At 70.2% G+C, this 16,300-nt stretch carries 10 protein-coding genes; 3 read left to right on the forward strand and 7 right to left on the reverse strand.

Annotated features, from left to right (window positions below):
• Positions 1-19: 19 nt before the first annotated feature.
• From AAFF41_RS39605 to AAFF41_RS39635, 7 genes are all read right to left on the reverse strand, one after another.
• Positions 20-1,690, reverse strand: coding sequence for a histidinol-phosphatase (locus AAFF41_RS39605; protein WP_319749394.1), 1,671 nt, complete (start codon positions 1,688-1,690; stop codon positions 20-22).
• Positions 1,691-1,749: 59 nt separating this feature from the next.
• A complete protein-coding gene (locus AAFF41_RS39610) occupies positions 1,750-3,594 on the reverse strand; it encodes a LamG-like jellyroll fold domain-containing protein (protein WP_319749393.1) in 1,845 nt (614 codons plus the stop codon).
• Positions 3,595-3,704: 110 nt separating this feature from the next.
• Positions 3,705-6,623 carry a glycoside hydrolase family 2 TIM barrel-domain containing protein gene (locus AAFF41_RS39615; RefSeq protein WP_343325513.1) on the reverse strand — a complete coding sequence of 973 codons (2,919 nt, stop codon included), beginning with the start codon at positions 6,621-6,623 and terminating at the stop codon, positions 3,705-3,707.
• Entirely contained in the window at positions 6,623-7,507 is an 885-nt protein-coding gene (locus tag AAFF41_RS39620) for a carbohydrate ABC transporter permease (RefSeq protein ID WP_319749391.1), read from the reverse strand. Before AAFF41_RS39620 ends, AAFF41_RS39615 begins: the two co-directional genes overlap by 1 nt.
• 12 nt (positions 7,508-7,519) lie before the next feature.
• On the reverse strand, positions 7,520-8,482 hold the full coding sequence (locus AAFF41_RS39625; protein WP_319749390.1) for a carbohydrate ABC transporter permease: 963 nt from the start codon (positions 8,480-8,482) through the stop codon (positions 7,520-7,522).
• Positions 8,482-9,768, reverse strand: a complete 1,287-nt coding sequence (locus tag AAFF41_RS39630) for an ABC transporter substrate-binding protein (RefSeq protein ID WP_319749389.1) — start codon at positions 9,766-9,768, stop codon at positions 8,482-8,484. The genes AAFF41_RS39625 and AAFF41_RS39630 overlap by 1 nt, the downstream gene beginning before the upstream one ends.
• Positions 9,769-9,907: 139 nt before the next feature.
• Positions 9,908-10,945, reverse strand: a complete 1,038-nt coding sequence (locus AAFF41_RS39635) for a carbohydrate kinase family protein (protein ID WP_319749388.1) — start codon at positions 10,943-10,945, stop codon at positions 9,908-9,910.
• A gap of 126 nt (positions 10,946-11,071) precedes the next feature.
• Between AAFF41_RS39635 and AAFF41_RS39640 the strand changes: the two genes are divergently transcribed.
• From AAFF41_RS39640 to AAFF41_RS39650, 3 genes are read left to right on the forward strand one after another with little or no spacing between them, the layout of a single operon-like run.
• A complete protein-coding gene (locus AAFF41_RS39640; RefSeq protein WP_054234544.1) occupies positions 11,072-11,839 on the forward strand; it encodes a DeoR/GlpR family DNA-binding transcription regulator in 768 nt (255 codons plus the stop codon).
• Positions 11,836-13,173, forward strand: a complete 1,338-nt coding sequence (locus AAFF41_RS39645; RefSeq protein WP_343325514.1) for a 6-phospho-beta-glucosidase — start codon at positions 11,836-11,838, stop codon at positions 13,171-13,173. The genes AAFF41_RS39640 and AAFF41_RS39645 overlap by 4 nt, the downstream gene beginning before the upstream one ends.
• 43 nt (positions 13,174-13,216) lie before the next feature.
• Positions 13,217-16,264, forward strand: a complete 3,048-nt coding sequence (locus AAFF41_RS39650) for an alpha-mannosidase (RefSeq protein ID WP_343325515.1) — start codon at positions 13,217-13,219, stop codon at positions 16,262-16,264.
• Positions 16,265-16,300: the final 36 nt, after the last annotated feature.

The following is a 16,300-nucleotide window of genomic DNA, read 5'->3' on the forward strand; positions in this document are numbered from 1 at the left end:
CGTCAGGCGGCTGTGGTCGCTACCGGCCACCGACCACGTCGACGAACACGGGGTTCGCGTAGAACCACGTGTCGACCCACGGGTCACCGTTTCCGGGCACGTGCGGAATCGGGCCGTGCGGGTCGATCGAGGCGCCCAGGTAGCCCGTGCCGTTGCGGTTGCCGTCACTGCCGCGCAGCCGGACGTAGAAGGACTCGTCGCCGGCGACCAGCGGGATGCGCAGGGTGTACGTGCCCTTGCGGCCGCTCACGTCCACCGTGCGGACGACCTTGGTGTCGGGCGCGCGCCAGTCGTCGCGGTCGGCGGCAGGTCCGCGCACCGCGCCACGGATCACGTCGACGTGCGCCAACTCCGGCAGGATCCCCTGGGGGTTGGCGCGCGAGGCGGTCGTCACGGTGACCGACAGCGTGAGCTTCTCGCCCGTGCGGACACGGATCCGGCCACCCATGGTGACACCCGGACCGTGGTCGCAGTCCCGCGTCACCCGGACGTCGAGCCCGTCGAGCAGGTGCCCGTGGTCGAGCCAGACGCGACCCGCGCGCAGGCCCGCCATCACGGCGCGGTAGCCGTAGCGGGTCACGCCCACGTGGGTGCGGCTGAACTGGCCGGGCCAGAAGTCGCCGCCCGGCTGCTGGGAGTCGGTGTTCACCGGGTCGGGAACGTGCCCGGTGTTGTCGAAGTTCTGCCCGGGCGCCCAGTCGCCGTTCTTCCAGGTGTCGAAGACGACGCGGTGCACGTCGGAGTTGGTGGTGACGGTGAACAGCCTGCCCTCGGCGAGCATCGCGTCCCACATGCCGCCGACGGTCGCCGTCATCCAGTCGAAGCCGCCGTACAGCACGTACGCGTTCTCCGGGTACCCGGCGAAGGAGTTCTCGGACGGCTTGTTGGTGTACTCGCCGCGCTGTTGGCCCGAGCCGACCCAGCCGGGGATGCCGCCGCCCTGGGCGCCGGGGGCGCCCTCCATGCCGATCATGATCTCGGGCGCCGCGTCCCGCCAGCCCCGTATCTCGTGCGGGGAGTCGATGCCCAGGCGCGTGGGGTGGTTGGCGAGGACGAGCACGTCGTCGACGTAACCGGTGCGGCGCTGCTCCGCGAGCCACTTGATGGCCTTGACCGCGTGGGCCTCGTTGCGGGCCGTGTCGGGGCTGGTGGGCGAGCCCGCCGTGTAGCCCAGCAGCTTGCCGTCGTAGGCGAGTTCGAACTTGGTGAGCAGATCCACCTCGTGCCGGCCGGGCGCCGCGAAGACCGTGGCGTGCTCGGCGCCCGGTATGTACCACTCCAGACCCTGGAAGATCAGCTGACGCGGGTTCTCGGCGCGCGCCTTCAGGATCTCCTGGTGCTCCAACTGGGCGCCGTAGTTGGCGTGCCCGAAGTTGGAGTGCTCGTTGAAGACCATCCAGTCCAGGCCGTACTCGGCGCTCGCCCGGGCGAGCTGGGAGAACGTGTACTTCGCGTCGTGGCTGTACACCGAGTGGATGTGGTGGTCGCCGACGAGATAGGCGAGGTGCGGGTCGTCGCCGCCGAGGCGTCGTGAGTCGGCCGCCGCGGGGGTGGCGAGCGAGCCCACCGCGAAGGCAGCCCCGAACAGGCCGGCGCTGCGCAGCAGCCCGCGTCGTGACACGCCCTGCGGGTCCAGCACGGCGGGGGAGACGGATGGATCGGCCCAGGCGGGCAGTTGCTGCTCGGACATGCGGAACTTCTCCCTCGGGGAGTCAGAAGGTCTTCGGGTTCACCGGTGGCCGGGACGGCTCAGTGGTTCATGAACTGCGCGACGGAAAGCGCCCGCTCGACGATCCGTACGTCGCCGAGTCGCCCGTACAGGATCTGGTCGATCCTGCCCGCGTACTCGTAGCCGCCGAGCAGCCAGGGCAGCCCGAGCGAGGTGAGACCGACCGCGACGGTGTGCGGGTTGCGGGCGACCGGGCAGCCCTGGACGTACATCGTGGTGTGCGAGCCGTCGTTGACGACGGCGACGTGCCACCACTGCTCGCGGGCCGTCTCGTCGCCCCAGTTGGTGACGATGCCCTGCTGGTTGAGCGGCCGGACGGCCCACTGCGGGCCGGGCCCGTCGGAGAGGGAGAGGGTGGCGAGCGGCTCGTCCGGGTCGTCGGCGGTCTTGCCCGCGCCACCGCCCGTGCCGGTACGGCTGATCAGCGAGGCCCAGGCGTTGTGCGAGGCGTTCCAGTCGGCGGGGAGCTGGTAGAAGGCCTCGATGGTGTAACCGCGCTGGAAGGTGGCCGAGTTGAGGGGCGCCCCGTCGACCGTGCGCAGATACGCGCCCTTCAGCGGGGGCTTGCCGCCCTGGAGGAAGAGGCTGCCGTGACCCGGCTGGTCGGGGTGGTGGGCGGAGGACCAGGTGAGGGCGCCGTCGCCTACCTTGACCACGGTCAGGTCGTTGCCGTGCCCGGACCGGTCGCGCACCGTGCCCTCGGCCGCCGTACCGTCCGCGTGCCCGTCGAAGCGCCAGTAGGCGAGTGTGCCCCGGACCAGCATCTCGGACACCGGCCGCGCCGAGCGGGCGGGCACCGGCGCGAAGCCCGCGAAGCGGGACTCGAAGTCGACGGCGACCGAGAACCGGTCGGCGTCACCGCTGAGTTCGATCTCCTGCCGCTCCAGCTCGTTGAGCCCCTTGGCCGCGCGGCCAAGGATCCACGGCGAGATGGTCTCGACGTCGATGGTGTTGCGGTCGAGGTCGAAGCGGTAGAGGCGGATCATCGCCGCCCCGCCGTAGTAACGGTTCTGATAGTTCGTCAGGTGGAGATGGACGTCGTGCCCGGCCGCGTTGGTGCGGGTGGCGCGGGCGGCGGGCCAGTAGTGCCCGTTCAGGGTCAGGAAGATCTGGTCGTGGTCGTGGATCAGCTGGTCCCAGAGCTGCTGCCCGTACGAGGACAGGGTGTCGTCGTCCACGACCAGCTCGTGCGTGGTGAGGATGACCGGCGTCTTCGGGTGCTGGGCGATGACGTCCTTCGCCCACGCGTAGCCCTGCGCCGACAGCCGCCAGTCCAGGGCGAGGACGAGCCACTCCATGCCCGCCGCCCGGAACAGGTGGAAGGTGTTGTAGCCGTCCGGAGAGGCGCCGCCGAAGGTGCGCCTGCCCCGGAAGCGCTGCGGGCCGAAGACGTCCAGGTAGGGGGTCGCGCCCCGCTGGTCGTTCGTGGACGACCTGATGTCGTGGTTGCCCGCGAGCACGCTGTAGCCGACGCCGCACCGGTCGAGCAGCTCGAATGCCTTGCCCGCGGCGGCGAACTCGGGCTGCGCCCCGTTCTCGGTGAGGTCGCCCAGGTGCGAGAGGAAGACGATGTTCTCGTCCTTGCCGTGCTCCAGGAGATAGCGCAGCGAGGCCTCGATCGGCGCCGGGTTGATGCTCGCCCCGTCGAAGAGGTACTGCGTGTCGGGCATGACGGCGAGCGTGAAGCGGCGGCTGTCGGCGTCGGGCCGCCAGTTCGCCTCACGCGTCGCCGCCTGTGCCGTCACCGCGGGCAGGGCCACCGAGGTGGTGGCAGCCGCGCCGATCAGGGCCGTGGCCCGCAGGAAGTTGCGTCTGCCGGCGCCGGCCTGCTCGGCCTCCGTCGCCTGGTCATGCGAAGTGCACACGTCTGCTCCATGAAGGTGCGAAAAGGTCAGTGAGGAGTTCGAGTCAGGTCGGGCGTCGAGTCACGTCGAACGGGTCGAGCCGGTGGGACGGGCGGCGCGCCGCGCGCGGGTCAGAGCACGCGCAGCGTCCAGGACCAGCGGTGGGTGCCGGCCGGGACGAGATGGCCGGGCGAGGTGTCGGGTCCGCACGAGGCCGTGCCCACCCCCCGGTGCGCGGCGTCGAGGTGCACCACGCAGCCGGGCCGCGGCACCAGCTCGTCGTGATGGGTGGCGGCCGCCAGATCCGCGGCGCGGTAGCGGGTCACGGTCACCTGGCGCGGTTCGTCGAGCGCGACCGCGAAGCCCGTGGCGTCCGGCGCCGAGAGCGTGAAGCGGCGTACACCGTGCCGCCCGCCGCTCTCCTGCGGACGCAGATAGGGGGTGAACAACTCGTCCACGGGGAGGGAGTGGTGGCCCACCGGCGCGCCTGTGCTCCGGTCCGGGTAGGACTCCCAGGGGCCCTGCCCGTACCACTCCAGGACATCGAGCCCGGCGACCGTCTCGAAGACCGAGCCCACCCGCGGTACGTCGTCGAGCGCGGCCGGCAACTGCGCCGTCTCCTCGATCCGCACCCCGCCCTCGACACGGGTGAACATCTGCTCGTGACGTACGGCGCCCGCCAGGGTCGCGTACTCGGCGACCACGGTGACGCCTCCGTCCTCGCGGCGCACGTCGACGAGTTTGCGCGCCGGCGCGTCGAGTCCCCAGGCCCGCCAGCGCACCGCCATGCCGCCGAGCTCGTCGTTGTCGGTCGGCGTCCGCCACAGCGACAGCACGGGGGCCGCGGTGAGCAGCGGATGAACGAGCAGCCCGTCCTCGTCGACCTCGACGGCGGAGTCCGGCAGTGCGGCGGAGCCCACGGGGGTGGCCGCCCTGAGCCGCACCTGCGGCACACACACCTCCGTGCCGCGCGGTGCCCACGCCTCCTCGTCCGCTGTCGTCACCCGCAGTGTCAGCCAGGCCTCGCCGCCGTCCTCCGGCAGCGCGAACGGCATCGGCACGGCCACCGATTCGCCCGCCCGTACGTCGGGCAGCTCGGCCGCGGCCGTCAGCGTGCCGCCCTCCGCGAGGGACAGCTCCCACTCGGCGGTCAGCCACTCGAGGCCCCGGAAGTGCTGGTGGTTGGTGAGCCGCAGCTCGCCCCCGACGTACGCGAGGCGCACCGGCGCCGCGATCTCCCGGTGCTCGTACATCACCGGCTTGGGCGTGCGGTCGGGGAAGACGACCCCGTCGGCGACGAAGGCGCCGTCGTGGATCGTCTCGCCGAAGTCGCCGCCGTAGGCCCAGCGGTGGCCCGGCGCGGCGACACCGTTGTCATACAGCCCGGTGCCACCGCGCCCGGCCGGTCTTCCGTCGTTCACGCGTTGAAGAATGCCGTGGTCCCAGAACTCCCAGATGAAACCGCCCTGAAGCCCTGGGGTTGACTCGATGGCGGCCCAGTGGTCGGCCAGCGTGCCGTTGCTGTTGCCCATGGCGTGCGAGTACTCGCACTGGATGAGCGGCTTGGTCTGCTTCCCGGAGAGGGCGTGCGCGACACAGTCCTCGAGCGGCGCGTACATGGGGCAGGCGATGTCGGAGGCGACCTTCGGGTCGGCCCAGCCGAGCTTCGCCGCGCCCTCGTACTGGAGGGGCCGGCTCGGGTCGTGGCGGCGCAGCCAGCCCGCGGCGGCGTCGTGGTTGGCGCCGTAGTCGGACTCGTTGCCCAGCGACCAGATGATCACCGAGGGGTGGTTCTTGTCGCGCAGGACCATACGGGAGACGCGGTCCACGAAGGCGCCGAGGTAGCGGGGGTCGTCGGCGATCTCGTGCGCGTGGTCGTGCGCCTCGATGTTCGCCTCGTCCACGACGTAGAAGCCCAGCTCGTCCGCGAGGTCGAGCAGGGTCGGGTCGTTCGGGTAGTGGGCGGCACGGATCGCGTTGAACCCGAAGCGCTTCAGCGTCACCAGATCGGCGCGCATGTCGTCGTACGACACCGTCCGGCCCGTCAGCGGGTGGAAGTCGTGCCGGTTGACGCCCCGGATGTAGACCCGCTCGCCGTTGAGGAGCAGGTCCCGGCCGCGGATCTCGACCTCGCGGAAGCCCACGCGATGGTGCGAGGTGTCGGCGACCGAGCCGTCGGCGCGGTGCAGCCGTACGATCAGGGCGTACAGTTCGGGCGTCTCCGCGGTCCAGGTGCGGACGCCCGCGACGACCGTGGTGAGACGGGCCTCGCCGAGGAAGTCGGAGACCCGGCCGTCCTCCTCCTTGAACCGCTCGTACGCGGCGTCCTGGGTGAGCGGCTGGCCGTCCAGCTCCCCGGTGACGTACCAGCCCTCCGGCAGCGCGCCCCCGGCGTCCCGCACGTGGCAGTCGACCCGCAGGCCGCCGTCGCACCGCGTCCGTACGGTCACGTCGGCCAGCCACAGCGGATCGGTCGCGTACAGCAGCACCGAGCGGGTGATCCCGGCGTGCCACCACTGATCCTGGTCCTCGAGGTGCGAGGCGTCCGACCACTTGACGACGGTGAGCCGCAGCGAGGCGCGCTCTCCGGGTCGTACGACGTCGGAGAGGTCGAACTCGGCCGCGAGGTGCGAGTCCTTGGACACGCCGACGGGCCGCCCGTCCACATGGACCAGCAGCACGCTCTCGGCGGCGCCGACCTGGAGCACGATCCGGCGGCCGGCCCACTCGGCGGGGACGTCCACCTCACGCTCGTACACACCCGTCGGATTCGCGTCCGGCGAGGTGGGCGGGAACTCGCCCCAGGGCATCGTGAAGTTGGTGTACTGCGGCAGGTCGTCGGTGTCCTGGGTGGTCCAGGAGCCGGGCACCCGGAGCGAGGACCAGGCGAGACCGGGGGCCGAGGTGGGCGTGGGCAGCAATTGGAAGCGCCAGGAGCCGTCCAGGGAGAGGGCACCGGCCCGGCGGTCGACGGCGTTCATGGGCAACCGCCCCCAGGAGGTCACCTCAGGTGCTTCCCAGGGGCGGAGCGCGAGCAGCGGGTCCGTCATCAGCGGATGGCTCCCTTGCCGAGGTCCGCGATGATCTGCTTGGCGCCGATCGCGAAGACGATCAGCAGGGGGACGAGGGCGAGAAGCGCGCCGGTCATGACCATTCCGTAGTCGGTGGTGCCGTGGACACCGTTCAGCTGGGAGAGCGCGACCTGGAGGGTCACGTTGTCCGGGTTGGTGAGGGCGATCAGCGGCCAGGCGTAGTCGTTCCACTGGCCCATGAAGGTGAAGATGCCGAGGAAGGCGAGGCCCGGCCGGACCACCGGGAGCGCCACGTGCCAGTACTGGCGCAGGAAGCCCGCCCCGTCCAGCTTGGAGGCGTCGATCAGCTCGTCGTGGATCGCGCTCTTCATGTACTGGCGCATCCAGAAGATGCCGAACGCGTTGGCCGCCGCCGGGACGATCAGCGCGGTCATCGAGCCGATCCAGCCCAGCTTCGCCATGATCACGAACTGGGGGATCGCCTGGAGCTGCGCCGGGACCATGAAGATGACCATCATCAGCGCGAACAGCACCCGGCGGCCCGGGAACTGGAACTTGGCGAACACGAACGCGGCCAGCGAGTCGAAGAACAGGACCAGGACGGTCACCGAGCACGCGACCAGCAGCGAGTTGAACATCGACCCGAAGAAGTCGACGTTGTCGAAGAGGTTGCGGACGTTCTCGAGGAAGTGCGAGCCGGGCAGCAGCTTCGGCGGGTAGGAGAAGATCTCCGTCGACGAGTGCGTCGACATGATCACGGCCCAGTAGAACGGGAAGACCGAGAGCAGCAGACCGATGATCAGGGAGAGGTGGAGGGCGATGCCCCGGCGCCGTGACCCCTTGATGGTCGACGTGTGCCCCGCCCCCTTCATGGAGGCCGATGAACCCTTGAGGATTGCCATGGTGGGGCCTCCCTAGTCTTCGCCCCGGCGCTGCACCAGGCGCCAGTTGATGATCGAGAAGATGATGACGACGAGGAAGATGCCCCAGGCCACGGCGGCGCCGTAACCGAAGTCGTTGTTGTCGAAGGTCTGCTGGAAGAAGTAGAGGACCATCGTCTGGCCCGAGTGGCCGGGGCCGCCCGCGAACGACGAGTTGTTGTCCGTGGTCTGCAGCAGCACCTGCGGTTCGGAGAAGGTCTGCAGGCCCGTGACCGTCGAGATGATGAGCACGAACAGCAGCACCGGACGCATCAGCGGCAGCGTGATCCGGAAGAAGGTCTGGACGGGCCCGGCGCCGTCCATCCGCGCCGCCTCGTACAGCTCGCCGGGGATCGTCTGGAGCCCCGCGAGGAAGATGATCGCGTTGTAGCCGGTCCACTGCCAGGTCATCAGCACGGCGATGGCGACCTTGATGCCCCACGGAGTGTTCAGCCAGGCCACCTGGTCGAGGCCGACCGCCTGGAGCAGGGCGTTCGCCAGACCGAAGTTGGTGGAGAAGACCGAGCCGAAGATGATCGCGACCGCGACGATCGAGGTGACGTTCGGCAGGAAGTAGGCGAAGCGATAGAGGTTCTTGAAGCGGACGGCCGAGTTGAGCATCACGGCCGTGACCATCGCCAGGAAGATCATCGGGAAGGTGGCCAGCGCCCAGATGATGAGCGTGTTCCCGATCGAGGTCCAGAACTGGGTGTCCGACAGCAGATAGCGGTACTGCGAGAGCCCCGCGAACTCCATCGTGCCGAGGCCGTCCCAACGGTGGAACGACAGATAGAGCGAGAAGCCGACCGGGATCAGACCGAAGGCGAGGAACAACAGATAGAAGGGGGAGATCGCGGCGTACAGCCGCCAGTAGCTGAGGATGCCCTTCTTGGGGTGGGTGACGGGGGTCTCGGCGAGGGCCGCGGGAGGTGTGTCGACCACGGGTGCGGTAGCCATCAGTAACTCACCCCCAGGTGGTCCGCGATGCGCCGGCACTTGCTCATGGCGTCCCTCCAGGCCTTGTCCGGGTCCTTGCCGAGGACGGAGAAGTTCCGCAGCTCGTCGTTGATCGGGGTGCTCAGCGCGATGTCGTACGGGCTGTTGAAGGCGACCGGGATGTTCTGCGCCGCCGGACCGAAGACGTCCATGGTGACCTGGTCGCCGAAGAAGGCGTCGGGTTCGCGCAGCTTCTGCATCGCGTAGGACGCAGGGGTCGAGGGGAAGAGCACCGAGTCGACGAAGCCCTGGGCCTGGTTGCTCGCGTCGAGCATCCAGGTGATCATCTCGAAGGCCTTCTCGGGCTCCCGGCACGCCTTGGTGATCGCGAGGAACGAGCCGCCGATGTTCGAGGGACCGCCCGGACACGCGGCCACCCGCCACTTGCCCTTGGTCTTCGGTACGTTGAGCTTGATGTCGCCGGCCGCCCAGGAGGCGTTCAGCTGGCTGGGCAGCAGACCCCGCTCGGTGGCCGAGGTGTTGTCGGCCGTACCGTTGATGATCTTCGAGACCAGTCCGCGACGGGTGGCCTCGACGGAACGGTCCCAGGCGGTGCGTACGTGCTCCTGGTCGCCGATGAAGTGCCGGTCCTTGTCGACGAACCGCTTCGTCGTCTGGTTGACCGAGATGCCGAAGACACTGAGCGCGTCGGTCAGGATGAACGTGCCGGGGAGGCGCTTCTTCAGCTGCTCGCCGGCCGCGAAGAACTGGTCCCAGGTGGCCAGCTCCCTGGAGACGTCCGCGGGCTCGTAGGCCAGTCCGGCCTTCTGGAAGACGGCGGGCTGGTAGTAGTGCGCGACCGGACCGCAGTCGATCGGGAAGCCCACCATCGAACCGTCCGGGGCGATGCCCTGATCCCACTTCCAGGGCAGGTACTGATCCTTCAGTTTCTCGGCACCGAGCGTGCGCAGGTCCACGAACTGGTCGGAGTTGGGCAGATACGAGGCCATGTCCTCGCCCTTGAGCCCGGCTATGTCCGGAATGTGGGCGCGTCCGGTCATCGTGGTCATCAGCTTCGAGCGGTAGTAGCCGCCGATCTGGATGGCCTGCAGATTCACCGCGCTGTCGTAGCGGGCCTTGGCGTCCTGGACGACTTTCGGGCTCAGCCCGCCGCTCCAGTACCACAGGACCATGTTGCGTCCGGTCGAGCCGGTCGGAACGCCGCAGCCGGTCGCCAGGCCGCCCAGCGCCGTGGCGGCCGTACCGGCCAGGCCGGCGCGCAGCAGGCCCCTTCGTGAGAGCCGCACAGCTCCCACCGCCTTTCGGATCTTTTCGGTCTTCGCGTACGTGGGGTCTTGCAAGGGATCGTGCGTGGGGTGTTTCGCGTTGCGATGCGTGGGGTCATGCGTGTCATGCGGGGGGTCTTACGGGGTGTTGCGCGTGGGGTCATCGGGGTGTGCCCGGCCGACGCGTGGCGTCGGGCGGGGTCACGGGGGCGGGACGGACGGGCGGGCCCGGGTCCGCCGGGACGCGGTCGGCCAGGAAGCCGTACGCACGCCGCAGTTCACGGTCTTCGAGCGTCTGCCACCAGCGGTGGACGCCGTACCAGCCGGGCGCGGCCAGCGCACCGCCGTGCCGCTGTACGGACAGACCCGCGGCCAGCACCGCGAAGCGCAGCCGTTCCTCCAGCGGCCAGCCGCCGAGCGAGGCGGCGACGAAGCTCGCGCCGAAGACGTCCCCGGCACCCGTCGCGTCCAGGACGTCGACGGGGAGGGCCGGCACCTCCGCGTACTCGCCCGTCGTCTGGTCCACCGCGACCGCGCCGTCGCCGCCCCGGGTGACCACGGCGACCGGCACCAGCTCGGTCAGCGTGCCCAGGGCCGCGACCGCGCTCTCGGTGCGCGTGTACGCCATCGCCTCCGTCTCGTTCGGGAGGAAGGCGTGACACAGGGAGAGCTGGTCGAGGAGGTCCCGGGACCACTGTTGTGTGGGGTCCCAGCCGACGTCCGCGTAGATCCGGGTGCCGGCCGCCGCGGCCTTGGCGAGCCAGGCGCGCGGTTCGGCCTCGATGTGCACGAGGGCGGTGCGCGCCTCGGGCGGGTCGCCCATCAGCTCGTCCTGCGAGTACGGCGGTTCCTGGCCGTGGGTGACCAGGGCCCGGTCGTTGCCGTGGGCCAGCGAGACGGTGACGGGAGTGTGCCAGCCGTCCGCGGTGCGGGACAGGGAGAGGTCGATGCCCTCCTGGTCGGCGAGGACCTCACGGCAGTACGCGCCGTAGGAGTCGTCGCCGAAGACCGTGGCCAAAGAGGTGCGCAGGCCGAACCGGGAGGCCGCGACCGCCAGGTTGGCGATGCCGCCGGGGCTCACGCCCATTCCCTCGGTCCAGATCTCCTCGCCGGCCGTCGGCGGCTTCCCCAGTCCGGTGAGAACGAGGTCGTAGAAGAGCAGCCCGGTCAGCATCACATCGGGCCGTTCGTCACCCACGAGCACATCCTCTCGTCAAAACTCTGCAAGCGGTGCACAGGATCGTGCGCGCCTCTGGCCAATTTTGCAAGAGTCGAGCAGAACTGAGCATAGAAATGATTGGGAATGACGAGTACTGTTCACAGGGTGCTGGCAGAGCGACGACATCAACTCATCCTGCGGGCCCTGCGCTCCGGCGGGCCCGCAGCCGTGACCGATCTCTCCGAACAGCTGGGCGTGAGCCCCGCCACGGTCCGCCGTGACCTGCTGAAACTGGAGGAGGAAGGCCTGCTCACGCGGGTGCACGGCGGGGCGGTCGTGGAGGAGGGCGACCAGCCCTTCGCCGAGGTCGCCGAGGTCCGTGTGGCCGAGAAGGACGCCATCGCGGAGCGCGCCGCCTCGATGGTCCAGGACGGCCAGTCCGTCCTGCTGGACATCGGCACCACCGCCTACCGGTTGGCCCGGCAGCTGCACGGCCGCCGGATCACCGTGATCACCAGCAACCTGGTGGTCTACGAGGAGCTGGTGGACGACGAGGACATAGAGCTGGTGCTGCTCGGCGGAATGGTCCGCCGTGAGTACCGCTCCCTGGTCGGCTTCCTCACCGAGGACAACCTGCGACAACTGCACGCCGACTGGCTGTTCCTCGGTACCAGCGGGGTACGGCCCGGCGGGCAGGTGATGGACACCACCGTCGTCGAGGTGCCGGTCAAGCGGGCCATGATCGAGGCGGGCGACAAGGTCGTCCTGCTCGCCGACCGCGCGAAGTTCCCGGGTACGGGGATGGCGCGGGTCTGCGGCCCCGAGGAACTGGACGTGGTGGTGACGAACGGCCCGCTGGACCCGGCGACGCGGTCGTCGTTGGAAGAGGCGGGCGTGCAAGTGGTCGTGACAGGAAAGGCGGAAACGGCGTGAAGCTGACGATTCTGGGTGGCGGCGGATTCCGGGTGCCGCTCGTGTACGGGGCACTCCTCGGGGACCGCGCCGAGGGCCGCGTCACCCATGTCGTGCTGCACGACGTGGACGCCGGACGGCTCACGGCCGTCGCCCGGGTGCTGGCCGAGCAGGCGAAGGACCTGCCGGACGCCCCCGAGGTGTCCTTCACCACCGACCTCGACGACGCCCTGCGCGGCGCCGACTTCATCTTCTCCGCGATTCGCGTCGGCGGCCTGGAGGGACGTGCCGACGACGAGCGGGTGGCACTCGCTGAGGGCGTCCTCGGCCAGGAGACGGTCGGCGCCGGCGGCATCGCGTACGGCCTGCGCACGGTCCCCGTGGCCGTGGACATCGCCCAGCGGGTGGCCCGGCTCGCCCCCGACGCCTGGGTCATCAACTTCACCAACCCGGCCGGACTGGTCACCGAGGCCATGTCCCGTCACCTCGGCGACCGCGTCATCGGCATCTGCGACTCGCCGGTCGGCCTCGGCCGCCGCATCGCCACCGTCCTGGGCGCCAACCCCCGCGAGGCCTGGATCGACTACGTCGGCCTCAACCACCTCGGCTGGGTGCGCGGGCTGCGCGTCGCGGGCCGCGACGAGCTGCCGCGGCTGCTCGCCGACCCCGAGCTGCTCGGCTCCTTCGAGGAGGGCAAGCTCTTCGGCGTCGAGTGGCTGCAGTCCCTGGGCGCCGTTCCGAACGAGTACCTGCACTACTACTACTTCAACCGGGAGGCCGTCCGGGCCTACCAGCAGGCGGAGAAGACCCGCGGCGCGTTCCTGCGCGACCAGCAGGAACAGTTCTACGCCGAGATGAAGCGCCCGAACACCGCCGCGCTGAGTGCCTGGGACCGTACGCGGGCCGAGCGCGAGGCCACCTACATGGCGGAGAACAGGGATGCGGCTGGCGCGGGCGAACGCGACGCCGACGACCTCTCCGGCGGCTACGAGAAGGTGGCGCTGGCACTGATGCGGGCCATCGCCCGCGACGAGCGCACCACGCTCATCCTCAACGTCCGCAACCGCGGCACGCTGGGCGTGCTCGACACGGAGGCCGTCATCGAGGTGCCCTGCCTCGTCGACGCCAACGGCGCCCACCCGGTCGCCGTCGACCCGCTGCCCGACCACGCCAGCGGACTGGTCTGCGCGGTCAAGGCGGTGGAGCGCGAGGTCCTGTCCGCCGCCGAGTCCGGCTCACGCACGACCGCCGTCAAGGCCTTCGCCCTGCACCCGCTCGTCGACTCCGTGAACGTGGCCCGCCGTCTGGTCGAGGGGTACACGTCGGTCCATCCCGGCCTGGCGTACCTTGAGTAAGCGCTTTCCCCTTTCTTGGCTTCTTGGCTCCTGGAGACCCCACATGCACGACGAACGCCGCCGGATCGAGGAGCGCGTCGCACGCGTCCACGACCAGCGCATCAAGCCCGCGATCTACGCCGCCTCGGTGCCCTTCGAGGTCGAGGCCTGGCAGGCGCCCGGCGAGCCGGTCCCCTTCGAGGAGGCCGCCGCGGCGCCGTACAAGCCCTTCGCGATGGACACCCCCTGGGGGCCGCCGTGGGGCACCACCTGGTTCCGGATGCGCGGCTCGGTTCCCGCCAACTGGACGGGCCAGCGCGTCGAGGCCGTCTTCGACCTCGGCTTCGTGGGCGACTGGCCCGGCAACCAGGCCGAGGCACTCGTCCACCTCCCGGACGGGGTCCCGCTGAAGGCGGTCAACCCGCAGAACCAGTACGTGCCGATCGCCCACCCGGCCACGGGCGGCGAGGAGATCCACTACCTGGTCGAGGCGGCCTCCAACCCCGACATCCTGGCGAACGACTTCGCCGGCCCGACCCCGCTCGGCGACCGCCTCACGGCCGGTGACAAGCCGCTCTACACCTTCAAGCGCGCCGACATCGCCATCCTCGACGAGAACGTCTGGCACCTCGACCTCGACGTCCAGGTGCTGCGCGAACTCATGCTGGAGCTGGGCGAGCTCGACCCGCGCCGCCACGAGATCATGATCGCGCTGGACCAGGCGATGGACGCCCTCGACCTGGACGACATCTCCGGGACGGCCGCCGCCGCCCGCGCGGTGCTGGCCCCCACCCTGGCCAAGCCCGCGCACGCCAGCGCCCACACCCTCTCCGCGGCCGGGCACGCGCACATCGACTCCGCCTGGCTGTGGCCGATCCGCGAGACCAAGCGCAAGACCTCCCGCACCTTCTCGAACGTCACCGCGCTCGCCGAGGAGTACGAGGAGCTGGTCTTCGCCTGCTCGCAGGCCCAGCAGTACGAGTGGGTGCGCGACAACTACCCGCACGTGTGGGCGCGCATCAAGAAGGCGGTCGCCGACGGGAACTGGGCGCCGGTCGGCGGCATGTGGGTGGAGGCCGACGGCAACCTGCCCGGCGGCGAGGCGCTGGCCCGCCAGCTCATCCACGGCAAGCGGTTCTTCATCGAGCACTTCGGCATCGAGACCAAGGGCGTCTGGCTGCCGGACTCCTTCGGCTACAACGCGGCCTACCCGCAGCTCGCCAAGCTCGCAGGCAACGACTGGTTCCTGACCCAGAAGCTCTCCTGGAACCAGACCAACAAGCTGCCCCACCACAGCTTCTGGTGGGAAGGCCTCGACGGCACCCGCATCTTCACCCACTTCCCGCCCGTCGACACCTACAACGCCGAGTTCTCCGGCAAGGAGATGGCGCACGCCGTCCGCAACTACCAGGACAAGGGCCGCGGTACGACGTCCCTGGCCCCCTTCGGCCACGGTGACGGCGGTGGCGGCCCCACCCGCGAGATGATGGAGCGCGCCCGGCGGCTGGCGAGCCTGGAGGGTTCGGCGAAGGTCCGGGTCGAGCACCCGGACGCCTTCTTCGCCACCGCCCGCGAGGAGATCCCGGGGGACCAGGTCTGGTCCGGTGAGCTGTACTTGGAGCTGCACCGCGCCACCTACACCTCCCAGGCCCGCACCAAGCAGGGCAACCGGCGCAGTGAACACCGCATGCGCGAGGCCGAGTTGTGGGCGACCACCGCCGCACTGAACGCGCCGGGCTACTCCTACCCGTACGAGCAGCTCGACCGGCTCTGGAAGACGGTCCTGCTCCACCAGTTCCACGACATCCTGCCCGGCTCGTCCATCGCCTGGGTGCACCGGGAGGCCGAGGCGGAGTACGCGAGGGTGGCGAAGGAGGTCGAGGCGATCACGGCCGAGGCCGTGGCCGCGCTGGGCACGGGCGAGACCCGGGTGTTCAACACCAGCCCGGTCGACCGTGCCGAGGTGGTCCGCACCTCCGTCGGCATCCCGATGTACGCCGAAGTCCCCGCGAACGGCAGCGCGTTGCTCGACGCGGGTGAGCCCCCGCAGCCGGTGAGCGTCGACGGCCGCGTCCTCGACAACGGCCTGGTCCGCGTCGAGCTGGCCGAGGACGGCACGCTGGCCTCCGTACGCGACCTGACGGCCGACCGTGAGGTCCTGGCCGACAAGGGCAACCTGCTCCGTCTGCACAGCGACCTCCCGAACTACTGGGACGCCTGGGACATCGACAAGCACTACAAGAACCGCTACACGGACCTGCTCGACGCCGAGTCCGTCACGGTCGTCGAGGACGGCCCGCTGCTCGGCGCGCTGAAGGTGGAGCGCGCCTTCGGCAAGGGCTCCCGGATCGTCCAGACGATCACCGTGCGGGCCGGCAGCCGCCGGATCGACGTCGAGACCGAGATCGACTGGCACGAGGCGGAGAAGATCCTCAAGGCGGCCTTCCCGGTGGACATCCGGGCCCCGCATTCCTCAGCGGAGATCCAGTTCGGCCATGTCCAGCGGCCCACGCACACCAACACCAGCTGGGAGTCGGCCCGCTTCGAGGTCTATGGCCACCGCTGGGTGCACATCGCCGAGCCCGGCTACGGTGTCGCGGTCATCAACGACTCGACGTACGGCCACGACGTCTCCCGCACGGTCCGCGAGGACGGCGGCACGACCACGACCGTACGCCTGTCCCTCGTGCGCGCCCCGCGCGTGCCGGACCCCGAGGCCGACCAGGGCAAGCACCGCTTCACCTACGCGCTGCTGCCGGGCGCGAGCATCGAGGACGCGATCGCGGAGGGGTACGCGCTCAACCTGCCGCTGCGGGTGGCGGATTCGGCCGGTCCGGCCGAGCCCGTCGTCTCCGTGGACGGCGAGGGCGTGACCATCGAGGCGGTCAAGCTCGCCGACGACGCCTCGGGCGATGTCGTCGTACGCCTCTACGAGTCCCGCGGAGGTCGCGGCTCCGGCACCCTGCGCACCGGCTTCCCGCTGGCGGGGGCCCAGGAGACCGACCTCCTGGAGCGCCCGCTGACGACGGTGGACACGGACGGGAACGCGGTCGCGGTCGCACTGCGCCCCTTCGAGGTGCGGACGCTGCGGCTGGCGGTGGCGAAGGCGTGACCCTGCTTTCCCGGGGGAAGTGGCTGTGCTTTTCCC

It is taken from the genome of Streptomyces mirabilis, from assembly GCF_039503195.1.
Lineage (GTDB): Bacteria > Actinomycetota > Actinomycetes > Streptomycetales > Streptomycetaceae > Streptomyces > Streptomyces mirabilis_D.